This is a genomic window from Mesorhizobium sp. M0243 (assembly GCF_040321775.1).
GTDB lineage: Bacteria > Pseudomonadota > Alphaproteobacteria > Rhizobiales > Rhizobiaceae > Mesorhizobium.
Genome location: NZ_JAMYSF010000003.1, coordinates 342,902 through 366,542 on the forward strand (window position 1 = coordinate 342,902; position 23,641 = coordinate 366,542).

Below are 23,641 nucleotides of genomic sequence, written 5' to 3' on the forward strand. Positions count from 1 at the left end.
CGGCTAACGCTTTGGACTGGACTTCTCGATCCCCGGGATGCCGGCAATCCGCTCAGCCAGGAAGTCGACCATCAGGCGGACCCTTGCAACGCCCGCGCGCTCCGGGACGATCAGCATGTTCAAAGGGGCGGACGGCAGTGAATAATCATCCAGTATCGTCTCGAGCAGGCCCGCCGCCAAAAGATCGTCGACAAGCCATCGGTGAGCCGGTGCGACCCCTCGACCCGCGAGCAAAGCCTCGCGCGCGGCAAGCCCATGGTCGACACGCAGGCGCCCCGCGAAAGGCACCATATGGCGCTCGCCTCCGGCGCCCTGCAAGGCAAGAGTTTCACTCCCCGCCACGTTCGACATCCGGATACCCTCATGTCCAGACAGATCCGACGGGATAGCCGGTCTGCCTCGCTGCGCCAGATAATCCGGCGATGCCACGAGCAGGCGCCGTGACAGGCCGAGGGCCCGCAGCCTCAATGAGCTGTCGGTGAGCGGCCCCAACCGAAGCGCGATGTCGACACCTTCCCTGACGAGGTCGACACGCTCATCGCTGAGGCTGAGGTCAACGCCGATGTCGGGATATCGGTCCTGAAAGTCGAAGATGAGTCGGCTGGTGTGCAAGACCCCGAAAGCGGCAGTACAGGATATCCGGACGGTGCCGGCCGGCGCGCCACGTGCGCCCCGCGCTTCGTCGCCGGCCTGCTCGACAAGGCGCAGGATCTGGACGCTGTTGGCATAGTAGCGGCTGCCCTCGTCGGTCAGCGTGACCCGCCGGGTGGTCCTGCTGAGCAAAGGCGCACCCACTGCCTCTTCGAGTTCCTGCAGATGCCGCGTGACCGTCGATTGTCCGATACCCAGTTCACCGGCAACCAAGGACAGATTGCCCCGTTCCGCGACGCGAACGAAGGTGCGCATGCGTTCGAGGGTGATGTCCGATTTATCCACTATTCGGCACAATCTTATGCATTACGAATATATAGCGGATTGCGTCGATATTGCCTAGCTAAGGGACCAGTTTTTCAATCCCCGGAGTCCCCCGCATGAAAATCCTACTTGTCTTCGCACATCCCGAATCCCGCTCGCTCAACGGCGCGCTCCGCGACGTCGCCATCAGAGAACTCGAGGCACAAGGCCACGAAGTGCGGGTGACGGACCTCTACGCCCAGGGTTGGAAATCAGCGGTTGATCGGGCCGACTTTCCGGTTTTGGCGCCGGGCGCGCGGCTGATGCCTGCCGCAGCGTCAAAAAAGTCTTTCGAGGCCGACGCGCTGACAGAGGACGTCAAGGCCGAGATCGCAAAGCTGCTATGGGCGGATGCCCTGATTCTCCAATTTCCGCTCTGGTGGTTTGCCATGCCGGCGATCCTCAAGGGCTGGGTCGACAGGGTCTTTGCCTACGGCTTCGCTTACGGCGTGGGCGAACATAGCGACAAACGATGGGGCGACCGCTACGGCGAGGGAACCTTGATGGGCAAGCGCGCAATGTTGATCGTGACCGCCGGCGGCTGGGAGGAGCACTATGCCCCTCGCGGCGTCAACGGACCAATTGATGATCTGCTGTTCCCGATCAACCACGGGATCCTCTACTACCCGGGCTACGACGTCCTTCCGCCATTCGTCGTCTACAGCGTCGACCGCTTCGGTGAAGCCGACTTCGAACCCACCGCCGAGCGCCTGCGCGAGAGGATGAGAACGCTCGCGACCACGCAACCCATCCCCTATCGCCGGCAGAATGGCGGCGACTATTTGATTCCGAGCATGAAACTACGCCCCGACCTGGGGGATCCGAACATGATCGGATTCAAACTGCACCTGAGCGGCTCAGCACACCAGTAGATTTCGACCTGGACGGCCTTGGATCTAGTTGGTCTTGGCCGGCGCTGTCGTTGCCTGCTCGCCCATCGTCTTGAGGTCGGCTGCCTCGCCTTCCTTCGACTTTTCCGGGACCTTGAACACCTGCCCCGGCCAGATGCGGTCGGGATCACTGATCTGGTCCTGGTTGGCGAGGTAGATGGTCGAGAAGCGTACGCCATGGCCGTAGACGCGCCGCGAGATCCGCCACAGCGTATCGTTGCGGCGGATGATGACGGCGCCGTCGGCGTGTTCGAGCTTGGGCGCCACGGTCTCGGGCACATCGCTTGGCGGCGTCGCCTCCGCCACAACGGCCGGAGCCTCGGTGGCGGGAGCAGGCGTCGTGGCCGGGGCCGTCCCGGCCGCGGCCGGCGCCTCGGCGGCGGCAGGTGCGGCCGGCTTGGGCTGAACGGGCTTCGGCGCCGAGGGTGCCACGGCGGCGACCGCTTCGCCGGGCTCGCGCTCGAACGGCACGGCTGCGCGGGCCACAACTGTCACACCGTCGGTATCGAGGCCGTCGACACGAATTGTGTAGCTGCCGACCGGAATGTCGCGCGTCGCCTCGACCAGGAAATGACCGTCCGTCGAAGTTTGCGCATCACCGAGCAGGATATCGTTGGCATAGGCGCGCACCTTGCGGCCGGCATCGGCGAGACCGGCGACAAAGATCTTGCTGCCGTCGATCTCGACCGCCTCGACGACGATCTTGGGCTCGGTCACGCCTGCAGCGGGCGGCGTCGCCGGCGCTGCAGGAGCCGGTGCTGCTTCTACCACGGCAGGAGCCGGTGCTGCTTCTACGACGGCAGGTGCCGGGGCGGCTGGTGCCGGAGCAGTTGCGGGCGCTTCGGCTGCGGGAGCAGCCGGCGCGGCGGCCGGAGCAGCCGGCTTTGTTTCGGGCGCCGGAACGGTGAGCAGTTCGGCCGGTTTGCCCGGCTCCTCGACCATTGCCAGCACCTGGCCGGCGGCATCCTTGGGAACCGAAACGACAGCGGTCTGCACCGAAGGGGTGACGACATCGCCCGTGGTCGCGCGCAGTGCGATTGTATAGTCGCCGGGCTTCAGCGGATCGTCCAGCACGATGACAAATGCGCCATCGGGACCGGCAACCGTCGAGCCAAGCACGGTCGTGCCGTTGAGGATCTCGACCTTTGCGTTGGGCGCTGCATTGCCGGCAACGACGATCGAGCCATTGCCCTCGACGCGCACGACGTCAAAGGACGGTGCGACGGGACCGGCCGCAGCCGGCGCCGCCGCGGCCGGTGCCGTTGCCTGGGGCACCGCGGCGGGAGCCGCGGGGACCTCCGCGGCGGGCAGCCGCGCTTCGGTGCCGGGATCGGCCGATTTTGGCGCTGCGGGCGACGTCTGCGCCGCCACTTGCGCCGGCGGCGTGGGATTGAGATACGGGTCGAGTGCGCCCGATACATAGGCGGTTCCCGCGGCAGCAACGGTCCCACCCGCCGCGAACAGGAACGCCTTCAGTGGATTAATTGCCATATTTCCCTACCCCTTAGCCACCTAACGCCGGTCTAGCTTGTTTTGCCAATGCCGACAAGAAAAACGGGCCGACAAGAAAAAGCCCGGGCTTGTTGACCCTTGGGGCTTGACCACGCTTTCAGACCCAATCACCAATCATCGGCATGAACACGATTCGATCCGTCTGCGTCTATTGCGGCTCGTCTCCGGGCCGTGATGAAATCTATATCAAGGCCGGAAACCTGCTCGGACGCTCGATTGCCAAAGCAGGAATGCGGCTGGTCTATGGCGGCGGCACCAAAGGCATCATGGGCGCTGTCGCCGAAGGCGCTTTGCGCGCCGGCGGCAAGGTGACGGGCATCATTCCGCGCTTCCTGATCAACAGGGAGGCAACCGAAACCGCGCTTGACCGGCTCGACGAGTTGCTGATCACCGACAACATGCACGAGCGCAAACACAAGATGTTCGAGAAATCCGACGCCTTTGTGGCGCTGCCGGGGGGCATCGGCACGGTCGAGGAGATCGTCGAGGTGATGACCTGGGCGCAGCTTGGCCATCATCGCAAACCGATCGTCTTCGGCAATGTCGGAGGATTCTGGGATCCGATGCTGACGCTGCTCGATCACATGGCCGCTGAGGGCTTCATCCACACCGCGCAACGGGTCAAGCCGCTGGTTGTCGACGACCCCGAAGCGATCGTCGCCGCCATCATGGTGGCTGGATCCTCCGTAGACGCCCCGACCGAGGGCGTGCAGTCGGTGATAGACAAGATGTAGGGGAATACGGGAGTAAGGCAGTAGGGGAATATGTGAAGTGCCTGGGCACGGCGCCCCCTATTCCCCTATTCCCCTATTCCCCTATTCCCCTATTCCCCTATTCCTCAGCTGCCTGCCGCAAATCGGCAATCACCGCCCGTCGGTCATGACGCCGCCAGGCGAGATAGATGGAGACCGTGCGGTCGAACCACGGCAGGTCGCGAAATACGATCCGCGGCGGCGCAGCGACACGCAGGCTGGCTTGCACCGTCGCAAGGCCGAGACCGGCGCTGACAAGGCCGAGCGAGGTCAGCGGGTCCGCCGTCTCATAGGCGATGTCGGGCAGAAAGCCGGCCTTGGCGCAGGCGGCAAGGAACTGGCCGCGATTGGTGTCGTCCGGCTGGCGCACGACGGTGATCCAGGTGCGACCGTCAAGGTGGTCGGGCCCAATCTCTGGCACTTCAGCAAGCGGATCATCTTCGGGGATCGCCAGCACCAGCGGCTCATGCCGCAGCGCTATCGCGGCGACATCCGGGTCATCATCGGCTGGCGGCGAGTAGACAAAGCCCAGATCCAGCGACCGCTGCCGTAGCCCTTCCAACTGCGCCGCCGAACGCAGGCTTCTCAGCTGCAGGTGGAAATCCGGCCGGTCGCGACGGAACTGGCGCAGCATCCCAGCGACAAGCCCGGCATGAACGGCGCCTTCGACATAGCCGATGGCGAGCCGGCCGACGGCGCCGCTGGCCAGGTTGCGGCCGAACTGCTCCAAACGTCGCGCATTGGACAGCAGCGCGCGGGCTTCGACGAGGAAGGCGCGGCCCTCGGCGTTGAGATGGACCCGCTGTTTTGCCCGTTCGAACAAAGCGACGCCGAGTTGCTCCTCGAGCTGGATGATCTGCCGGCTGAGTGGCGACTGAGAAATATGCAGCATTTCGGCGGCGCGCCCGACATTGCCGGTTTCGGCGACGGTGACGAAATAGCGGAGCTGACGCAGATCGAACATTTTTCTCCGGCCTCCAGTCCCCCCAGGTCTCAACTTTATCCTAACCAGTCTTAGACAGTCTGACCAGCGGGCGCGATAATTCGGCCATTCCAACCAAAGGAGACCACTATGCAGTTCTTTGCCCTTCTCACCCGCAACACCGAAAATTTTGCCGATGCCGATTTCGCTCCGCTTCTGCCCGGCGAAGCCGAACAGCGGCGCACGCTCTACGCGAAGGCGCGGTCCGCCAGGTGTGGAACCGAGGCGACATCCCGGGCAGCGGCATGATGTTCGAGGCAGCCGATGATGCAGAGGTTCGCGGCCATCTCGCCACCTTGCCGTTGGTTAAGGCCGGCATGATGGACATTGCCGCAATCGTGCCCCTCAAGCCCTACCCCGGCTTCGGCCCGAAGCACTGACTGGGGCACAATCCGGGGGTGGCGAAGGCCGTCACCACCGGATTGACGTAGGTGATCGACAGACAGTGATCGGCTGTCAAGAAACCGTCACACGGAACCGGGTTCGCTCGTGCTAGAAATCAAGGCCAGGCAGCCGCCGTGCGGTGCCATCTTCGGAACATGCATCTGGCACCGCCCCCATGGATATCACTCTCGCCCCGGAAGGCACCGACCTGTCGCCCTACCTGCCCGACGAGCACGGATTGTTCTTCATCTATCACTTCACCGCTGAGGGCGTGCGAACCAGGGACGCCGCCGCCGCGCACTGGACATGGCGCAGCTACCAGCTTTCCGACATGCGCGCCCGCCATGAGATCGGCACCGATCACGCTTTGCCGGCACCGGTGCGTGAAGCTTTCCTGTCCGCCAGCCATGGCTGCCACATCGACCTCGAGGACGACTGGCTCTATGGCGACCTGCCGGACCTGCGCCATGACTATTCGGCGGAAGCGGGCGGGCTTGGCCATTTCCGCTTCGCGCTCAATGACACGATGCTGGTCGGCGCCCGCAAGCAGCCGTTGCAGTCGGTCGACAACATCCGCAAGGCGATCGAGAATGGATCGCGCAAGTTCCGCTCGCCGGCCGCGCTGATCGAGGCGGTCGTCGGCCAGTCGTTCGACGGCATGGTGGCCGAACTTGCGGCACTTGGCGACAGTCTCGACGGCATCGAGGATCGCATCGTCTGCGACGCATGGCACAATGAGCGGCAGGCGCTGGTCGACGCGCGCCGGCATCTGGTGGTGATCCACAGGCAGATGGCGACGCTGACCAATCTGTTTCGCCATCTCGACCACTCGCACCGTAACGACCTGCCCGACAGCATCAACGACATGGCCGCGCGTCTTTCACACAGGGCGCAGACGCTGCATTATGATGGCGAACAATTGCAGGCACGCGCCCGGCTGTTGCAGGACGAGCTTATGGCCAAGCTGACGACGCAGTCGAACCGGCTGCTGTACGTACTGTCGGTGATGACGGCGGTGCTGTTGCCGATGACCATCATCTCCGGCCTGTTCGGCATGAATGTCGGCGGCCTGCCGCTGGTCGACACGCCAATGGGCTTCTGGGTAGTGACGGCGGTAGCGATGGTAATCGCGGGAGCGACCTATCTCTTTGTCAGGCGGCTCGGACAGATGTAGCACCCGCCGGCGGCTATCACGCCGTGGCGCGAAGATCCTCGATGACGGTGCCGGCGGCGGCCACTTCCGCTTCGTGATCGGACTCGCGCCAGATTTCGGCAAGGCCAGCCGCATACCATTCGCGCATCGCCGGTAGAGCAAGCAATTGCGCCGGATAAGCCGCAGCCGCGCCCTCGAAGGGGAGCCCATAGGACTGGGCGCGGAACGCCACCGGAGCAAAGAAAGCGTCGACGGCGGTGAAATGAGCGCCGGCCAGAAACGGCCCGCCGAAACGGGCAAACCCATCGTTCCAGAGATCGCCAAGGCGAAAGAGGTCCTGCTTCAGCGCGTCGGACATCGGAAACGGCTTTACGCGCAGGCCGCAACTCATCGGACAGGCGCTGCGCAATGCGGTGAAGCTCGAATGCATTTCGGCGGCGGCCGAGCGTGCCCAGGCGCGCGCCTTGGCTTCGACGGGCCACACGCCATGGTGGCGTTCGGCCAGATATTCGACGATGGCCAGCGAATCCCAGACCGCCCAGCCATCGTCGATCAGGCATGGCACGCGGCCGCTCGGCGAGAATGGCCGGTACAGATCCCAGCTCGATCCGGTCGGGAACGGGGTCAGGCGCTCCTCGAATGGGATGTCCAGTTCTCGCATCAACACCCAGGGCCGCAGCGACCATGAGGAATAATTCTTGTTGGCGATATGCAGCAGGTACATCCGAAATCCCTTACCGTGCGGGCTGCGGCGCGGCCCTACGCGCTGTCGTCAGCATCGACCAGGAATAGACCGCCAAAGCCGCCCAGATCAGCGCGAAAGCAACCGCCTGGGTGGTGCCGAAAGGCTCGTCGAAGATCAAAACGGCGATCAGGAACACCATGGTCGGCGCGATATATTGCATGATGCCGATGGTTGACAGGCGCAGCAGTTTGGCGCCGAAGGCGAACAGCAACAACGGCACCGATGTGACCGGACCGCAGCCGATCAGCAATGCCGTATCGGTGCCACTGCTGGATATGATGTGGTCCTGTCCGGTCGCGATGAGATAAACGATGTAGCCGAGCGCCGGCACAGACAGCAAAAGCACTTCGAGCAAAAATCCCTGGCTCGGTCCGATCGGCAGCGTCTTGCGGAAGAAGCCGTAGGCGGCGAAGGAAAAAGCCAACGCCAGCGACACCCAGGGCAGCTTGCCGCCCTCGATGGTCAGCACCGCGACCGCCACGGCCGCCAGCACCACCGCCGCGATCTGCAGCCGGTCGAGGCGCTCGCCAAGCAGCAGCGCGCCGACAACGACGCTGACCAGTGGATTGATGTAGTAGCCGAGCGCGGTCTCGACAGTGCGGTCGACGGCAATCGCCCAGACATAGATGCCCCAGTTGACCGAAATCAGCGCAGCCGTCAGCGCGGCCATGGCGATGGTGCGCGGCGAACGCAGTGCCGCCTTGAAATCCGCCGTGCGGCCGGCCCAAATCAGGACGGCGGCGGCGATCGGAACCGACCAGACGATGCGATGGGCAATGACTTCGGCGAGCGGCAGATGAGCGACCGCCTTCATGTAGAAGGGCAGCAGCCCCCATAGCAGATAGGCGCCGAGCGCCAGCAGAAAGCCGCGCCGGGCCTTGGAATCCGCGTCCAGGGTGATTGCTTCAGTGGCCATGGGCCAACGCTATGGCCCAGCCACCTTGGCAAGACCATCGCAAAGTTCTGATGGATCAATGGACTTTCGCTGATGGTTCAACTCTATTCGGCGGCCACCAGTCCGGCCATCTCGCGGTTCTTCATCAGCTTGTAGACGATGGAATCCATCAGCGCTTGGAACGAGGCGTCGATGATGTTTTCGGAAACGCCGACCGTCCACCAGCGCGCGCCGGTGCCATCGTGCGATTCGATCAGAACGCGGGTGATCGCCTCGGTGCCGCCATTGAGGATACGCACCTTGAAGTCGGCCAGCTCCATGTCGGCGATCTCGCTTTGGAACTTGCCAAGGTCCTTGCGCAGCGCGATGTCGAGTGCGTTGACCGGGCCATGCCCCTCGGCCACCGACATCTTCTCCTCGCCGTCGACCACCACCTTGACGATCGCTTCGGAGACTGTCTTCAGCTGGCCGTTGGCGTCGAAGCGGCGCTCGACCATGCAGCGGAACGAGGTGACGTTGAAGAACTCCGGCAGGCCGTGCAGCATCTTGCGTGCCAGGAGCTCGAAGCTGGCATCGGCGCCCTCATAGGCGTAGCCCTCGGCCTCGCGCTCCTTGACCACTGATATCAGCGCGTCGAGCCGGTGATCATCTTTCGGCACGTCGATGCCGCGCCGCTTCAACTCGGCGAGGAAATTGGCCTTGCCGCCCTGGTCCGAAACCATGACGCGGCGGCGGTTGCCGACCGTTTCCGGGGGCACATGCTCATAGGTCGCCGGCTCCTTGGCCAGCGCGGAGGCATGGATGCCCGCCTTGGTGGCGAAAGCAGAGGCCCCGACATAGGGCGCTTGCGCTTCCGGGGCGCGGTTCAGGAGTTCGTCGAAGGCGCGGGACAGGCGCGAAATGCCGGTCAGCGCCTCAGCCGAAATGCCCGTCTCGAAACGATCGGCGAAGGCCGGTTTCAACGCCAGCGTCGGCACGATCGAGATCAAATTGGCGTTGCCGCAGCGCTCGCCGATGCCGTTGAGCGTGCCCTGGATCTGGCGCACGCCGGCCTCGACAGCGGCGAGGGAATTCGCCACTGCCTGGCCGGTGTCGTCATGGGCATGGATGCCGAGATGATCGCCTGAAATACCTGATGAAATAACCTTCTCGACGATGGCGCGGACTTCCGAGGGTTGCGTGCCACCATTGGTGTCGCACAGCACCACCCAGCGCGCGCCGGCATCACAGGCGGTCCTGGCGCAGGCCAGCGCATAATCGGGATTGGCCTTGAAGCCGTCGAAAAAATGCTCGCAATCGACCAACGCCTCCTTGCCGGCGGCGATCGCCGCCTCGACGGAGGCCTTGATGGCGTCGAGGTTCTCCTCATTGGTGCAGCCGAGCGCGACACGGACATGGTAGTCCCAACTCTTGGCGACGAAGCAGATGGCATCCGACTTGGATTGCACGAGTGACGCAAGGCCGGGATCGTTGGACGCCGACACCCCTGCCCGCTTGGTCATGCCGAAGGCGACAAATTTGGCGTGCGCCGTGCGCTTCTCCTGGAAGAAGGCTGTGTCGGTCGGATTGGCGCCGGGATAGCCACCTTCGACATAATCGAGGCCGAAAGCGTCGAGCAGTTTCGCGATAGCGATCTTGTCTTCGATAGAGAAGTCGATGCCCGGCGTCTGCTGGCCATCGCGCAAGGTGGTGTCGAAGAGGAACAGTCTTTCCTTTTTCATGACAGCAAGGTGCTTGAGCACCCCCCTCTGGCCTGCCGGCCATCTCCCCCGCAAAGGGGGAGATCGGCAGCTTTGACGATAGCGCTGGTCCTGCAATGTCGGCGATTGGCGAAAGCGAAGGCGACATCCAATCTCCCCCCTTGCGGGGGAGATGTCCGGTAGGACAGAGGGGGGTGTGAAGGATCGCCGTGCATCGACTATATCTTCCCTGCAAACCGATCCGTCGCCCGGATCAGTTGATCCAAAATCCCCGGCTCCGAATAAGCATGACCGGCGCCCTCGATCAGATGGAAATCCGCCTTCGGCCACGCCTTGTGCAGCGACCAGGCATAGCGCGCCGGGCACGGCATGTCGTAGCGGCCGTGGACGATGGTGCCGGGAATATCGGCAAGCTTGTGCGCATCGCGCAGCAATTGTCCTTCTTCCAGCCAACCGGCATGGACGAAATAGTGGTTTTCGATGCGGGCGAAGGCGACGGCATAGTCGTCCTGCCCGAACGGTCCACTGGTTTCCGGCTCCGGCAACAGCGTGATCGTTTCGCCCTCCCACAGGCTCCAGGCGCGGGCGGCTTCGATCTGCGCCTTGCGATCCGTGCCGACCAGCCGCTTGCGGTAGGCAGCCATCATGTCGCCGCGCTCGGCCTCCGGGATCGGCGCCAGAAAGCGCTCCCATTTGTCCGGGAACATTTCCGAGACGCCGAACTGATAGTACCATTCGAGTTCCGCACGTGTCAGCGTGTAGATGCCGCGTACCACCAACTCACTGACGCGTTCGGGGTGCGTTTCGGCATAGGCGAGCGCCAGCGTCGACCCCCAGGAGCCGCCGAACACCAGCCATTTGTCGAAGCCGGCCATTTCGCGCAGGCGTTCGATGTCGGCGACCAGGTGCCAGGTCGTATTGGCTTCGAGCGAGGCGTTGGGCGTCGATTTTCCGCAGCCGCGCTGGTCGAACAGAATGACATCGTAAAGCTTCGGCTCGAACAGCCGCCGGTGTTTTGGTGAAATGGTGCCGCCCGGTCCGCCATGCAGGAACACCGCCGGCTTGGCGCCTTTGGTGCCGGAACGCTCCCAGTAGACCTGATGGCCGTCGCCAACATCGAGCATGCCGGACTCGAAGGCCTCGATCTCGGGATAAAGCGTACGCAATTGACTGCTCATAGCTGCAAACCTTTGGTCGGCCAGTCCGCTGTTTCATGGTCTGGGTGCTGGAAGGAGATGATGGATTCCTGCCTGTTGTAATAATCAGGATCCTGGTGGACGGGCTGATCGAAGATCGTCTCCACCCATGGCAGCCGCGCGGCATAGTTGACCTGGATCTGCGGTGCCAGATCCGAACGGTCGTCGAAGGCACCGATGGCGATTTCCAGTCCGCCGGGCTGCCGATATGTCAGCGGCGTGCCGCAGCGCGCGCAGAAACCACGATCGATATTGACCGACGACTGGAAATAGCTCGGCTCTTCATGGGTCCATTCGACGCCGTCCCTGGGCACCGTGACCAGTGCACCGAAGAACGAGCCGAACTGCTTCTGGCACATCCGGCAATGGCAGATCGACGGACGGCCGAGCGCTCCATGAATGCGGAAACGCACGGCGCCACACTGGCAGCCGCCGGTTCTTACTGTCTCGGTCATGATCTTTCCTTTGGCGGCCATTGTTCGGTGTCGTGGTCCGGATGCTGATAGGAGACGAGATCCGCCAGATAAGAGGCCGACGACACGTCGGCCATCGTCTCCTCGCCCGGCAATCGCGGGATCGTATCGACATAAGGCAGCTTTGCCTCGACACCCCATTGGATCAGCGGCACGATCTCCGCCGGATTGTCGAACGCGCCGATGGCGAGGCCAACACCATCCGGCGCGGTGAAGGTCAGCGGCGTGCCGCAATCAGCGCAAAAACCGCGATCGACATGGTTGGAGGAGCGGAAGTATTTCGGCTCGCCGCGCGTCCAGTCGAGCCGGGCGCCACGCACCGAAACCAGCGGCGCATAGAACGAGCCGAACGCCTTCTGGCACATGCGGCAATGGCAGACCGAAGCGTCGCCGAGCGCGCCTTCAACGCGAAAGCGCACCGCGCCGCACTGGCAGCCGCCGGTGTAGATCGGCCGGTTGTCGAGGCTCATCTCGGCTCACTCCGGCGCATGGCAGACGGCTTCGACATTGTTGCCGTCGGGATCGAAGACGAAGGCGCCATAGTAGTTCGGGTGATAATGCCGGCGCAGGCCCGGCCCGCCATTGTCCTTGCCACCGGCAGCAAGTGCCGCTGCGTGGAAGGCATCGACCTCGGCGCGGCTGCGCGCGGTGAAGGCGACGTGCTGGTGATCCCTGGGCTTGTCCTTGGCCGAACTCAGCCAGAACACCGGCCGGTCACGGCCATAGCCGCCGACCTTGGCGCCGCCGGTGTATTCCAGCGGCACCATGTAGAGGAGCGCTGCACCAAGCGGCGCCATCGCCTTGTCATAGAAAGCCTTCGAAGCATCGAAATCGGCAACGGTGATGCCAAGATGGTCTATCATGAAATTGCCTCCCTAGCTGGTTCGATCGCCAGCACTTCGGCAGCGGCCAGGCCGGCCTCGATGACGATGTGCTGGCAGACATTGTCGATATCGCGAATGACGTCGTCGTTCCAGAAGCGCAGGATGGTCCAGCCACTGCTCTTAAAATATGCGCTGCGTGTCTCGTCTTGTTGTAGATTTTCGCTATCCGCATGCTGGCTGCCGTCTACCTCGACGATGAGACGATAGGCCGAGCAAGCAAAGTCAACGATATAAGGTCCGATCGGCACCTGCCGTCGAAAGCTCATCCCCATAAGCTGGTGAGCACGCAACTCATTCCAAAGTTTCAACTCCGCATCGGTCATGACGCGACGCATGGATTTTGCATTCCGGCGGTGTCGTTGCGGAACGAGATCGTGTCCCATCAAACACCCCTTCGCCGGTGATTAGCGAAATCGGCGACGAGGGCTGATCTCCCCCCTTGCGGGGGAGATGCCCGGCAGGGCAGAGGGGGGTGCTGTCCCGCCCGCTTATCAATTGGAGACCGCTGCCTTCTCAGGAAACGGTCGAAACGAGGGTAGGCAAACAGAAACGATGGCGTTCCTTCACCCCCCCCTCTGTCCTGCCGGACATCTCCCCCGCAAGGGGGGAGATCGGCTGTCACCAGCGCCTCCGCCAAACTTGTAAAGGTGTTTCGCGCCACCCTCACCGCTTGACCTCCCACGTCGTCACTCGCTCGCCGTTGACCGGATCCTTGCCGTCCTTCAACTGTACACCTTGCGCCAGCAGTTCGTCGCGGATGCGGTCGGCCTCGGCCCAGTTCTTGGCGGCGATGAATGCGATACGCTTAGCGATGGCCTTGGCGACGTGGTCTTCATCAACCGTCGCCGACGCGACATCGAAGCCGAGGAACAGCAGCGACGCCTTCAGCGCAGCCGCCGCATCGTTGCCGTCCGCTGCCTCGCCAGCCAACTGCGTCAAGACCTGGAAGGCGGCATAGGTTGCGAGATCGTCCGACAAGGCATCGACGACCTGCACGGGCAGCAGTCCTGCGGCGGCCGGCGCAAGGTCGGCCGCCCGCTTCCATTTGCGCAGCGTGTTCTCGGCCTCTTCCAGCTTGCGCACGGAAAAGTCGATTGGTTCGCGATAGTGCGTCATCAGCATCGCCAGCCGCAGGACCTCGCCCGGCCATTTGCGGCCGCCAAACGTCTCGGTCTCGAGCAGTTCGTTGATCGAATAGAAATTGCCGACGCTTTTCGACATTTTCTGACCTTCGACCTGCAGGAAGCCGTTGTGCATCCAGATGTTGGCCATCACGTCCGTGCCATGGGCGCAGCGCGACTGAGCGATCTCGTTCTCATGGTGCGGGAAGATCAGGTCGAGGCCGCCGCCATGGATGTCGAACACCTCGCCGAGATAGGCGGCCGACATTGCCGAGCATTCGATGTGCCAGCCCGGCCGACCCCTGCCCCATGGCGAATTCCAGCCAGGCTCCTCCGGCGACGACAACTTCCACAGGACAAAATCGCCGGGATTTTTCTTGTGCGCGTCGACGGCGACGCGAGCACCGGCCTGCTGCTCGTCGAGATTGCGCTTCGACAGTTGGCCGTAGTCCGGCATCGACGCCGTATCGAACAGGACTTCGCCCGCGGCAACATAGGCATGGCCGCGTTCGATCAGGCTTTGAATCAAGGTGATCATGTCGACTTTGCCGTCGGCGCGGGGCTCGACGAATTCGGTGGCGCGCGGCTCGACCGTCGGCTCCAGGCAGCCGAGAACCGCCACGTCCCGATGGAACTGATCGGCGGTCTTTTCGGTGACCCGCCTGATCGCCTCGTTGAGCGAAAGTGTTCCGGAAGCGATCTCGCCGCCGAAGTCGCGCAGAGCGCGCGCGTTGATCTTGTCGTCGACGTCGGTGATGTTGCGCACATAGGTGACGTGCGCCTGCCCATAGACGTGACGCAGCAAGCGGAAAAGCACGTCGAAGACGATCACCGGCCTGGCATTGCCGATATGGGCAAAGTCGTAGACGGTCGGGCCGCAGACATACATGCGCACATTGTCTGGATCGATCGGGACGAAATCCTCTTTCGTCCGCGTCAGCGTGTTGTAGAGGCGCAGGCTCTGAGATGCGTCGAACATTCGTGCCTTCCCGGTTCAGAACTCAATTTGACGAAGCCAGCCCTGCGCGAGACGCAAATCAGGCTCCAGCCTGCTGGCCGGGGCGTTTGTCCAATCTGGGGAAAGATGAGGCGAAAACGTCCGGACCAGCGCGAGGCTAGCCAATAATGCAAATGCCACAAATGGCGAAAGACGTTTTCATGGGCGGCTTTATCGCCTTGGCATGTGTTGCCGTCAAGTCGCAAGTTTCGGCAAAAACGTCGCTGGATCACAGGTAATGATGCACTGAAACATTTTATTAAACATGTCGGCACAGTCATGAAACATTCGCCGGCTAGATCAGCGGGCGTCACGATTTGGTCAGAATCAGCCATCAAACGCAGACACGAAAATGTTACCTGGGAAGAGAAACATGCCCCGAACCAAGCAGGAAGCCAACCGAGCCAAGCAGCCGGCACTGGCCAACCACTATCGCGCGATCGGCCCGGCCGCGATCGTCGCCGCCCTCCTTCACACCGCGAAGAAGAAAAAGCCGGTACAGAAGATCGTGTCGCCCCGCGCCGCCTGAAGTGGTGTGCGGCCCTGCGTCAAGGGCGCCTGGCAAATGGCGCAGACATACGCCGCTGAAGAACAGTTCAACTAGAACAACGTCATCTGATTGTCGTCCGCGCCGGGCTTCTGGCGCTTGACCTTTTCGGGCTCCGGCCCGATCGCCCGCTCCTGAATCTCCGGTCCGGTGTTGGCGACCTTGTTGACCAGGTCGGAGACGGGAATGGCCTCGAAGAAATCGAGTTGAGCCGGCCGCAACAGATCGGCGACATCACGCGGTTCGAGCGTGCGGCAATCCAGCCAACGGGCGAAATCCCTGGGGTCGATCACCACAGGCATGCGGTCGTGGATATGCGCGATGTCGGCATTGGCGTTGATGGTCAGGATGGCGCCGGTGTCCATTTCCGAACCGCCCGGCTCGGCATAGGTCTCGATCAGTCCGGCGAAGGCGACCAGCCCGCCACGCCTTGGGCGTATCCAGTAAGGCTGGCCTTTCTTGCCGCCGGTTTGCCGCCATTCATAAAAGCCGGACGCCGGCACCAAGGCGCGGCGATGGCGCATGGCGGCCTTGAACGACGCCTTTTCGGCAGCCCCTTCGGAGCGCGCGTTGAACAGCAGCGGAAACTCGCGTGTGTCCTTCACCCAGGTCGGGATCAGCCCCCAGCGCACCAGCATTGGCTGCCGGTCCGGCAGATTGGAGCCCGGCGCCCGCGGGGGGCCGGCGACCGCCATCAGGATCGGCTGGGTCGGGGCGATGTTGTAGCGCGCCGGGAAATCCTCCAGTTCCGCCAAGCCTAGCAACGCGGCAGTCTGGTCCGGCGTCGCGGTCAAGGCAAAACGTCCGCACATGGTCGATTGGCGTCCTTCGAATGGTTCAGCTTGAAAGTGGCGATGCAACCGGCGTTGCGCAACCGCTAAAGCTTGCCCATGCTGGGCGATCCACAACAGACCTGCCTACACGCCTGATCGGGAACCCATGAACGAAGCGCGCAAAACACTTCCGGCAGTCTCGGTCGCCGTCGTGCGGGCAGACACCGTGCTTCTGGTCAAGCGAGCCCGGCAACCCTCGCAAGGGCTCTATGCCTTTCCGGGTGGCAAGGTCGAAGCCGGTGAGACGCTGGAACAGGCCGCGGTCCGCGAACTGTTGGAAGAGACCGGCTTGCGGGCCACCGATTACCGCCCGCTGCGGGAAATCCACATCGACGGCAGGGATGACAGCCACCCGGTCGATTATCTCCTCACGGTCTTCGGCGCCGCCTATGCCGGCGGCGAGGCCGTAGCCAGCGACGATGCAGAGACGGCGGCCTTCTATACGCTCAGTGAGATGGCGGCATTGCCGCTCGCCGGCTCGGTGTTCGCCGTGGCCGAGGACTTGTTGGACCCGGACGGAGACGACGGGCCGAAGCCCTGAAACCGCCTTGCAGGCGACAAATTGTTTCGCCACAAAGACTTATCCTGTTTGGCAGAGCCACGCCGTTGGGTAGAGAAGGCTTATGAACCGTCCGTCCATGCTCCTCGCCGTGTGTCTTGCGGTCGGTGCGACCGTTTCGATACGGCCCGCGCTCAGCGCCGAATCGCCGTTCGAGCCTGGGTTGATGCGGCTGGCGGAGGTTCTGGGCTCGCTGCATTTCCTGCGCAATCTGTGCGGCGAGAAGGGCGACCAGTGGCGTGTCGAGATGACAAAACTGCTCGATTCGGAAAATCCGGACGCCGAGCGGCGCGCCCGCTTCATTGCCAGCTTCAATCGCGGCTACCGCTCCTTCGGCGGCACCTATACGAGGTGCACGCCCTCGGCGACCGAAGCCATCAGCCGCTACATGAAGGAAGGCGAGACGCTGTCTCGCGATATCGCCTCGCGTTACGGCAACTAGGCACTCGCTCATCAACAACTATCCGGATCATTGCTGGGCACAGCGGATATATCGGCTTGTGCCAGGGGATATCTTGGTGCAATCCTCATGTTGCACTTCTGCAACAGTATTAACGAAACCTTACCGCGCGAAAGCGGAATTAACTCAAACTGAAGGTTTTCGCCCCGCAGGCCGCCCCAATGGGCTAAGTTTGACTCGAGCTGAACGCAGCTTCGGACAAGGCAATTGGGCTTTGTAAAAGACGATCAAAAAAATGTCGTATTTACAAATACTTAATCGCCCCTGCGTGTGAAATGAACAGATCAGGCCTGATCCACATCGATGGATCGCAGCTTGAAAGGGTGGACATTCGCTTATGGAACATGGTGTCAACGACATCGACGCGCTGGTCAGGGAAGAAAAACGCCTGACCGCCGTGGAAAGCCACAGCGAGGCCTGGGCGGAAGGTCTCTCCGCCGGGATAGAGCCCGAGATCATCGCCGAAGCAGCGCTCGAAACAGCCTTCGGCGAGATGTTGCGTGCCAATGGCGAGACCTCGGCCCTTGCCCTGCTCGACCGTATGCGTGAAAAGGTGATTGCTGGCGCCTTCGAACCTGAACGGCTGCGGCACTGAACCGACGTCCGGTTCTTTGACGGGAACATGCCGCTCGGGCGTCATGCCCGGAAGCAGGGAGAAACGGGCAGTGAGTTTTTCGATGTCAGGCAAGCGGTGTGGCTTGATCCTTCGCATCTCCTTCGCCGCTTGCTGTGCCGCGATTCCCCTGCTTGTGTGTCTCGCGAGCAGCCCCGCCTATGCGCTGAGCGAGATCAAGCGCGAAGAACTCCCCCCAACAGTCACGCCGTCGGCGGACGATGACATGTCGCTTCCCGGAAGCACCGTGCCAATGCCCAACCCGGTCGGGACGCCGCCTCCGGCCAGCCAGCCGGCTGCTCCTGCCGAAGCCGAGCCGGACAGTCCGGCGGATGGCGGCGTGACCAGACCGCGCGTCGATCCGGACACGCCGGTGCCCGAGGTTGTCTATGATCTCGGCAAGCTGCCGGAACCGGTGCGGCGCATGCACGATCTGATCGTCGAGGCCTGCAAGGGCGGCGACATCGAAAAGCTGCGGCCCCTGATCGGCAAGGGCGACAGCATGACACAGATATCGCTGACCGACATAGACGGCGACGCCATCGCCTTCCTCAAGGGTCTCTCCGGAGACCCAGACGGCCAGGAGATTCTGGCCATCCTGGAGGAGGTGCTTAATGCCGGCTACGTCCACCTCGATGCCGGCACGCCACAAGAACTCTATGTGTGGCCGTATTTCTTCGCCCTGCCGCTGGACAAGCTGGACGCCAAGCAGCGGGTCGAGCTCTTCAAGATCGTCACCGCCGGCGATTTCAATGATATGAAGCAGTTCGGCGCCTATATCTTCTACCGTGTCGGCATCACGCCTGCCGGACAGTGGTCGTTCTTCGTCGCCGGGGATTGAGCTTTCTGCCTCTGCCCTTGCAGAGATCCGGGAGCCTAGACGGGCAATGCCTCGGAAAACTCCACCGCTTTGCCTTGGCCTGGCGTGACGATTTCGCCCTCCCACATGACACGTCGGCCTCGAATGACGGTGCCGACCGGCCAACCCGTCACTTCCCTGCCATCATAAGGCGTCCAGCCGGCTTTCGAGCCGGCCTGCGCATTGGTGATCATCTCGCGCCGCATCATGTCTACGATGGTGAAGTCGGCGTCATAGCCGGCGGCGATGCGGCCTTTCCTGGCCATGCCGAAGATCCGCTGCGGGCCATGACTGGACAGGTCGACAAAGCGCTGCAAGGTCAGCCGACCGGCATTGACGTGGTCGAGCATGATCGGCACCAGCGTCTGCACGCCGGTCATTCCCGACGGTGAGGCCGGATACGGCTTGGCCTTCTCGGCCAGCGTGTGCGGCGCATGGTCGGAGCCGAGCACGTCGACGACGCCTTGGGCAATGCCGTGCCAGACGCCGTCGCGATGGCGGGCGGCGCGCACCGGCGGGTTCATCTGGATCAGCGTGCCAAGGCGTGCGTAGTCGTCGGCGCTTAGCGTCAAATGATGCGGCGTTGCCTCGCAGGTCGCGACATCCTTGTGTTGTTCGAGAAACACAATCTCCTCGGCCGTCGAGATGTGCAGGACATGAATGCGGGCGCGAACGCTGCGCGCGATGCGTACAAGCCGTTCGGTACAGCGTAAGGCGGCGATCTCGTCGCGCCAGACAGGGTGCGATGCCGGGTCGCCCTCGATGCGCTCGCCAAGACGCTCGCGCAGCCGGAATTCGTCTTCCGAATGAAAGGCGGCGCGCCGGCGCGTGTTTCTCAGGATCGACGCCACGCCCTCGTCATCCTCGACCAGCAGGTCGCCAGTGGACGAGCCCATGAAAACCTTGATCCCGGCAGCGCCCGGCAGCCGCTCAAGCTCGCCGACATCCCCGGCGTTTTCGCGGGTACCGCCGACCCAGAAGGCGAAATCGCAATGCATGCGATCCGTGCCGCGCCGGACCTTGTCGGCAAGCGCTGCCTCGCTGGTGGTCAGCGGATTGGTGTTGGGCATCTCGAACACGGCGGTGACGCCGCCAAGCACGGCCGCGCGCGAACCCGTTTCCAAATCTTCCTTGTGCTCCAGTCCCGGCTCGCGAAAGTGCACCTGGCTGTCGATGACACCCGGCAGGATATGCAGGCCGCGGCAGTCGATCGTCTCGCCGGCCGAGGCGTGGCGGAGATCGCCGATGGCGGCGATGCGCCCGCCCTTCACGCCGATGTCGCGAGCCCCTTCGCCGTCGTGGTTGACCACGGTGCCGCCTGTCAGGATGAGGTCGTAGATCATGGCCATGCTCTCTTGCGGGGGGAGTGCCAGCGGCTTACGTAAAGGCCGACCGTTTTGCAAGATCAGGTTGCTTTTCCGCCCATGCCCTTTGCCCAGCTCAAAGACCGCGCCCTCATTTCCGTATCAGGTCCGGATGCCGAGCATTTTTTGCAAAACATCGTGACCACCGATCTCGACATTCTGGCTCCCGGCGAAGCCAAGCCCGGTGCGCTGCTGACGCCGCAAGGCAAGATCCTGTTCGATTTCCTGATCTCGCGCACCGGCGAGAATGCATTCCGGCTCGAATGCCGTGCCGACATAGCGGACGATTTCATACGCCGGCTGACGCTCTACAAACTGCGCGCTAAGGTCGAGATTGCAAAATCCGATCAGGCATTTGTCACCGTCGCATGGGGACATGAATCAACACCCTCACAATCTGATTCAACGGCAGCCGCCGACACACGCTTTCCGAAGGGTGCCGTCACGCGTTCCTATGGCGAAACAGATGAGCGCAGCGATCTTGCCGCGTGGCAAGCCTTCCGCATTGCCGGCGGCATTGCCGAAAGCGGCAGCGACTACCAACTCGGAGACGCCTTCCCCCACGACGTGCTGCTGGACGAAACCGGTGGCGTCGGCTTCAAGAAGGGCTGCTATGTCGGCCAGGAGGTCGTCTCGCGCATGCAGCATCGCGGCACCGCCAGGCGGCGCGTGCTGATTGTGTCAGCCGACCGGCCCCTGCCCGCGCCCGGCTCTGAGCTGACCGTCGAAGGCAGGCCGGTTGGCACGCTTGGCTCGACTGCCGGCACGATCGGTCTGGCGATTGTCCGTATCGACCGGATCAAGGCGGCGCTCGACGCCGATCTGCCGATCATGGCGGCGGACGTTCCAGTTACGCTGGCCATTCCCGGTTGGGCAAAATTCACCTTCCCGCAGGAAGCCGCCAGCGCGGAGGGGGTCTGATGGCGGCCGACCGCGTCGGCGCACCGGCACGCGCCTGGCAGCGCATGCTGTCGGGCCGCCGGCTCGACCTGCTCGACCCCTCGCCGCTCGACATCGAGATTTCAGACATTGCGCACGGGCTCGCCCGCGTTGCCCGCTGGAACGGCCAGACCAGCGGCGAGCATGCTTTTTCGGTTGCCCAGCACTCGCTGCTGGTCGAAGCGCTGTTCCGCGACCTGGTACCCGAGGCTTCGGCCGACGCCCGGCTGGCGGCTCTTCTGCACGACGCCCCCGAATATGTCATCGGCGACATGATCTCACCGTTCAAATCGGTAATGGGCGGCAGCTACAAGGATTGTGAGTTGCGGCTGCAGCGCGCCATCCATCTGCGCTTCTCGCTGCCGGAACCGGGTGCTGCGCTGCGCAAGGAGATCAAGCGCGCCGACCAGATCGCCGCCTATTTCGAGGCAACGCTGCTCGCCGGCTTTTCGACCGCCGAGGCGACCGAGTTCTTCGGCCGGCCGCGCGGCTTCAATGCCGACCGCTTCGATTTCACGCCACGCTCGGTGACCTGGGCGCAAAATGCGTTCCTGAAGCGGTTTTCCGCGATCGAGACGTCGCGGCACCAGGTTTCGGCGACCGCAATCGGCTAAAAACGCTAAATTAACCGGCGGCGGCCACAATAGCGCGTTCGATCACGGTCCGCAGGCGCGCTCATGCCCGTCGCTGATGCCAAGGATGGTCCGACCATCCCGAAACGGGAGGCCGAAGGCATGGACCACTCCCGCCACATGGAAGACGAACTGCGCGAGCAGAACCAACGCTTTTCGGCTGCGGTCGAGAACATGTCGCACGGCCTGTGCATGTTCGACGCCGACGAGCGGATGATCATCTGCAACGGCAACTACCTGAACATCTTTTGCCTCGAAGCCAGCGTGATAAGGCCCGGCATCCGGTTCCTCGACATTCTGCGCCACAGCGCCGATATCGGCATCGCCTCGCAAACCGCCGACGAACTCTACGCCATCCGCAAGCCCTATATCGATCAGGCAAAGCCGTCGACCTACGAAGAAACACTGTCGGACGGCCGCATCGTCAGCATCTCGCACCGCCCTCTGGCTCTGGGCGGCTGGGTCTCGATCTATGAAGACATCACCGAGCAGCGCCGCGCGCAAGAGGATCTCAAAGAGCAGCACCGCCGCTTCGACGCAGCGCTCGCCAATATGTCGCAAGGCCTGCTGATGTATGACGCCGACGGCAAGATGATCGTGCGCAACGGGCGTTTCCTAGAACTCTACAACGTCACCGCGGCGGACTTCCCGCTTGGAACGACGCACCGCGACGCGCTCGAACGATTGCTGGAACTCGGCATCTATACGAAGATCGATGTCGACAGCGAAGTCGCCAAGACCGAGGCCTGCCTGGTGGCGAAAAAAATGCATTCGGCCTATCGGCATCTTACAGACGGCAGGACGGTTCTGGTCACCCGCCAGCCGATGAACGGCGGCGGTTGGGTGGCGACCTTTGACGATGTTACGGAGCGCCGCCGTACCGAAGAGCGCATGACCCATCTTGCGCATCACGACATGCTGACCGGACTGCCCAACCGCTCGATGTTTCGCGAACGGCTCGACCTTGCGCTGGAGGACACGGCGGCCACGCCGCTGGCGATCTTCTCGCTCGATCTCGATCGCTTCAAGGCGGTCAACGACACTTGGGGACATCCGGCCGGCGACTGGCTGCTGAAGAGCGTGGCCGAGCGGCTGCAGCGCTGCCTTCATAATGAAAACGACGTCGTTGCCCGCTTCGGCGGTGACGAATTCGTCATCATCCAGTTCAATTTCAAGGGCATTGCCAATGCTGAAAAACTCGCGAAGCGCATCATCGAGACAATAGGAAAACCGTTCCGCGACAAGAGCCGCGAGATGCATATCGGCATCAGCCTGGGCATAGCGGTTTTCCCCGACGACGGTGGAGATGCCGACACGCTGCTGAGGAACGCCGATACGGCGCTTTACCGGGCGAAGAGCGAAGGGCGCAATCAGTATCGGTTCTTCGAACCCGGAATGGACGCTATGGTACAGGCACGGCGTGCGCTGGAGATCGACCTCGAGACCGCGCTGCCGCGCCAGGAATTCGACCTCGACTTCCAGCCCATCATGAACATCGCATCCGGGGAGATCGTCGGCGCGGAAGCCTTGATGCGCTGGCATTCGCCGACACGCGGCACGGTGGCGCCGGACAGCTTCATTCCGGTCGCCGAAGACACTGGATTGATCGTGCCGCTTGGCGAATGGGCGCTGAGGAAAGCTTGCACGGCGGCGGCCGACTGGCCCGCCGGCCTGCGCGTCGCGGTCAATGTCTCGGCCGTGCAACTTAAAAGCGGCAGCTTCGCCCGCAGCGTCATCTCGGCGCTGGCTTTCTCCGGCGTGCCAGCCGATCGGTTGGAACTGGAGATAACCGAAACCGTGCTGATGGACGAAAGCGAGGCGGTGCTAAGGACGCTGCGGCAGTTGCGCGAACTCGGCGTCCGCATCGCGCTGGACGATTTCGGCACCGGCTATTCCTCGCTCGGCTACCTCAGGCGTTTTCCCGTCGACAAGATCAAGATCGATCGTTCGTTCATCCACGACCTGGGCAATCGTGACGCCGCGGCGATCGTTCGCACCGTCATCGGGCTGGGCGCCGAGCTTGGCATCACTGTCACCGCCGAGGGGGTCGAGACCGAGGCGCAACTCGACATCCTGCGCGGCAATGGCTGTACAGAGGCGCAGGGCTATCTGATCGGCGTGCCGTCAACGGCCGCCGAGATCCAGCGTCTGTTGAAATCCCGAGCGCTCCACAGCCAGACCGGCTGAGGCCGGCCAT

General features: G+C 63.0%; 27 protein-coding genes. 13 read left to right on the forward strand and 14 right to left on the reverse strand.

Features of this window, described 5'->3' with window-relative positions; genetic code table 11:
* Positions 1-3: 3 nt before the first annotated feature.
* Positions 4-936, reverse strand: a complete 933-nt coding sequence (locus tag NKJ11_RS05870; RefSeq protein WP_031213735.1) for a LysR family transcriptional regulator — start codon at positions 934-936, stop codon at positions 4-6.
* Positions 937-1,031: 95 nt separating this feature from the next.
* Here NKJ11_RS05870 and NKJ11_RS05875 point away from each other — a divergent pair, with 95 nt between their 5' ends.
* A complete protein-coding gene (locus tag NKJ11_RS05875; RefSeq protein WP_023813729.1) occupies positions 1,032-1,826 on the forward strand; it encodes an NAD(P)H-dependent oxidoreductase in 795 nt (264 codons plus the stop codon).
* Positions 1,827-1,850: 24 nt separating this feature from the next.
* Here NKJ11_RS05875 and NKJ11_RS05880 read toward each other — a convergent pair whose 3' ends face one another.
* On the reverse strand, positions 1,851-3,335 hold the full coding sequence (locus NKJ11_RS05880; protein WP_128303054.1) for a LysM peptidoglycan-binding domain-containing protein: 1,485 nt from the start codon (positions 3,333-3,335) through the stop codon (positions 1,851-1,853).
* A 143-nt stretch (positions 3,336-3,478) separates the two neighbouring features.
* Between NKJ11_RS05880 and NKJ11_RS05885 the strand changes: the two genes are divergently transcribed.
* Positions 3,479-4,090 carry an LOG family protein gene (locus NKJ11_RS05885; RefSeq protein ID WP_023812907.1) on the forward strand — a complete coding sequence of 204 codons (612 nt, stop codon included), beginning with the start codon at positions 3,479-3,481 and terminating at the stop codon, positions 4,088-4,090.
* Between the two features lie 97 nt (positions 4,091-4,187).
* Here NKJ11_RS05885 and NKJ11_RS05890 read toward each other — a convergent pair whose 3' ends face one another.
* Complete coding sequence (locus tag NKJ11_RS05890) at positions 4,188-5,072, reverse strand: LysR substrate-binding domain-containing protein (protein ID WP_023812906.1); 885 nt, start codon at positions 5,070-5,072, stop codon at positions 4,188-4,190.
* Between the two features lie 108 nt (positions 5,073-5,180).
* Between NKJ11_RS05890 and NKJ11_RS05895 the strand changes: the two genes are divergently transcribed.
* The 3 genes from NKJ11_RS05895 to NKJ11_RS05905 all read left to right on the forward strand — a co-directional run bounded on the left by NKJ11_RS05895 (position 5,181) and on the right by NKJ11_RS05905 (position 6,648).
* A complete protein-coding gene (locus tag NKJ11_RS05895; protein ID WP_352792887.1) occupies positions 5,181-5,339 on the forward strand; it encodes a hypothetical protein in 159 nt (52 codons plus the stop codon).
* The gene (locus NKJ11_RS05900; protein WP_352792888.1) at positions 5,336-5,470 is read left to right on the forward strand and encodes a hypothetical protein; all 135 of its coding nucleotides are present in this window, start codon (positions 5,336-5,338) and stop codon (positions 5,468-5,470) included. Before NKJ11_RS05895 ends, NKJ11_RS05900 begins: the two co-directional genes overlap by 4 nt.
* A 179-nt stretch (positions 5,471-5,649) precedes the next feature.
* Complete coding sequence (locus NKJ11_RS05905; RefSeq protein WP_352792889.1) at positions 5,650-6,648, forward strand: transporter; 999 nt, start codon at positions 5,650-5,652, stop codon at positions 6,646-6,648.
* A 16-nt stretch (positions 6,649-6,664) separates the two neighbouring features.
* Here the strand turns inward: NKJ11_RS05905 and NKJ11_RS05910 are convergent, their stop codons facing one another.
* From NKJ11_RS05910 to cysS, 9 genes are all read right to left on the reverse strand, one after another.
* Positions 6,665-7,351 (reverse strand): glutathione S-transferase family protein, encoded by a 687-nt coding sequence (locus NKJ11_RS05910; RefSeq protein ID WP_352550582.1) that lies wholly within the window; start codon positions 7,349-7,351, stop codon positions 6,665-6,667.
* Between the two features lie 10 nt (positions 7,352-7,361).
* Positions 7,362-8,288, reverse strand: a complete 927-nt coding sequence (rarD, locus tag NKJ11_RS05915; protein ID WP_352550583.1) for an EamA family transporter RarD — start codon at positions 8,286-8,288, stop codon at positions 7,362-7,364.
* A gap of 83 nt (positions 8,289-8,371) precedes the next feature.
* Positions 8,372-9,988, reverse strand: coding sequence for a citramalate synthase (gene cimA, locus NKJ11_RS05920; protein WP_352550585.1), 1,617 nt, complete (start codon positions 9,986-9,988; stop codon positions 8,372-8,374).
* Positions 9,989-10,185: 197 nt separating this feature from the next.
* Positions 10,186-11,145 (reverse strand): prolyl aminopeptidase, encoded by a 960-nt coding sequence (pip, locus tag NKJ11_RS05925; RefSeq protein WP_128303050.1) that lies wholly within the window; start codon positions 11,143-11,145, stop codon positions 10,186-10,188.
* Complete coding sequence (locus tag NKJ11_RS05930) at positions 11,142-11,618, reverse strand: GFA family protein (protein WP_109662751.1); 477 nt, start codon at positions 11,616-11,618, stop codon at positions 11,142-11,144. Before NKJ11_RS05930 ends, pip begins: the two co-directional genes overlap by 4 nt.
* Positions 11,615-12,106 (reverse strand): GFA family protein, encoded by a 492-nt coding sequence (locus tag NKJ11_RS05935; RefSeq protein ID WP_127289329.1) that lies wholly within the window; start codon positions 12,104-12,106, stop codon positions 11,615-11,617. The genes NKJ11_RS05930 and NKJ11_RS05935 overlap by 4 nt, the downstream gene beginning before the upstream one ends.
* 6 nt (positions 12,107-12,112) lie before the next feature.
* Entirely contained in the window at positions 12,113-12,499 is a 387-nt protein-coding gene (locus NKJ11_RS05940) for a VOC family protein (RefSeq protein WP_023812897.1), read from the reverse strand.
* A complete protein-coding gene (locus NKJ11_RS05945; protein WP_023812896.1) occupies positions 12,496-12,903 on the reverse strand; it encodes an endonuclease domain-containing protein in 408 nt (135 codons plus the stop codon). The genes NKJ11_RS05940 and NKJ11_RS05945 overlap by 4 nt, the downstream gene beginning before the upstream one ends.
* Before the next feature lie 280 nt (positions 12,904-13,183).
* On the reverse strand, positions 13,184-14,620 hold the full coding sequence (cysS, locus tag NKJ11_RS05950) for a cysteine--tRNA ligase (RefSeq protein WP_352677458.1): 1,437 nt from the start codon (positions 14,618-14,620) through the stop codon (positions 13,184-13,186).
* A gap of 391 nt (positions 14,621-15,011) precedes the next feature.
* On the opposite strand from cysS, the gene NKJ11_RS05955 reads away from it, so the two are divergent.
* Positions 15,012-15,167, forward strand: a complete 156-nt coding sequence (locus tag NKJ11_RS05955; protein WP_081738801.1) for a hypothetical protein — start codon at positions 15,012-15,014, stop codon at positions 15,165-15,167.
* 71 nt (positions 15,168-15,238) lie between these two features.
* Here the strand turns inward: NKJ11_RS05955 and NKJ11_RS05960 are convergent, their stop codons facing one another.
* Positions 15,239-15,997 (reverse strand): SOS response-associated peptidase, encoded by a 759-nt coding sequence (locus NKJ11_RS05960; RefSeq protein ID WP_352792890.1) that lies wholly within the window; start codon positions 15,995-15,997, stop codon positions 15,239-15,241.
* A 127-nt stretch (positions 15,998-16,124) separates the two neighbouring features.
* Here NKJ11_RS05960 and NKJ11_RS05965 point away from each other — a divergent pair, with 127 nt between their 5' ends.
* The 4 genes from NKJ11_RS05965 to NKJ11_RS05980 all read left to right on the forward strand — a co-directional run bounded on the left by NKJ11_RS05965 (position 16,125) and on the right by NKJ11_RS05980 (position 18,491).
* Positions 16,125-16,559, forward strand: a complete 435-nt coding sequence (locus NKJ11_RS05965) for an NUDIX hydrolase (RefSeq protein WP_127289337.1) — start codon at positions 16,125-16,127, stop codon at positions 16,557-16,559.
* A gap of 82 nt (positions 16,560-16,641) precedes the next feature.
* The gene (locus tag NKJ11_RS05970) at positions 16,642-17,019 is read left to right on the forward strand and encodes a TIGR02301 family protein (protein ID WP_013532565.1); all 378 of its coding nucleotides are present in this window, start codon (positions 16,642-16,644) and stop codon (positions 17,017-17,019) included.
* A 355-nt stretch (positions 17,020-17,374) separates the two neighbouring features.
* Complete coding sequence (locus NKJ11_RS05975; protein ID WP_008874920.1) at positions 17,375-17,632, forward strand: hypothetical protein; 258 nt, start codon at positions 17,375-17,377, stop codon at positions 17,630-17,632.
* Between the two features lie 70 nt (positions 17,633-17,702).
* On the forward strand, positions 17,703-18,491 hold the full coding sequence (locus NKJ11_RS05980) for a hypothetical protein (RefSeq protein ID WP_352792892.1): 789 nt from the start codon (positions 17,703-17,705) through the stop codon (positions 18,489-18,491).
* A gap of 35 nt (positions 18,492-18,526) precedes the next feature.
* Here the strand turns inward: NKJ11_RS05980 and NKJ11_RS05985 are convergent, their stop codons facing one another.
* A complete protein-coding gene (locus NKJ11_RS05985; protein ID WP_352792893.1) occupies positions 18,527-19,858 on the reverse strand; it encodes a dihydroorotase in 1,332 nt (443 codons plus the stop codon).
* Positions 19,859-19,933: 75 nt separating this feature from the next.
* Between NKJ11_RS05985 and ygfZ the strand changes: the two genes are divergently transcribed.
* The 3 genes from ygfZ to NKJ11_RS06000 all read left to right on the forward strand — a co-directional run bounded on the left by ygfZ (position 19,934) and on the right by NKJ11_RS06000 (position 23,631).
* Positions 19,934-20,794 (forward strand): CAF17-like 4Fe-4S cluster assembly/insertion protein YgfZ, encoded by an 861-nt coding sequence (gene ygfZ, locus NKJ11_RS05990; protein WP_352792894.1) that lies wholly within the window; start codon positions 19,934-19,936, stop codon positions 20,792-20,794.
* Positions 20,794-21,426 (forward strand): HD domain-containing protein, encoded by a 633-nt coding sequence (locus tag NKJ11_RS05995; protein ID WP_023812887.1) that lies wholly within the window; start codon positions 20,794-20,796, stop codon positions 21,424-21,426. Before ygfZ ends, NKJ11_RS05995 begins: the two co-directional genes overlap by 1 nt.
* A gap of 63 nt (positions 21,427-21,489) precedes the next feature.
* Entirely contained in the window at positions 21,490-23,631 is a 2,142-nt protein-coding gene (locus NKJ11_RS06000) for a putative bifunctional diguanylate cyclase/phosphodiesterase (protein ID WP_352792895.1), read from the forward strand.
* Positions 23,632-23,641: the final 10 nt, after the last annotated feature.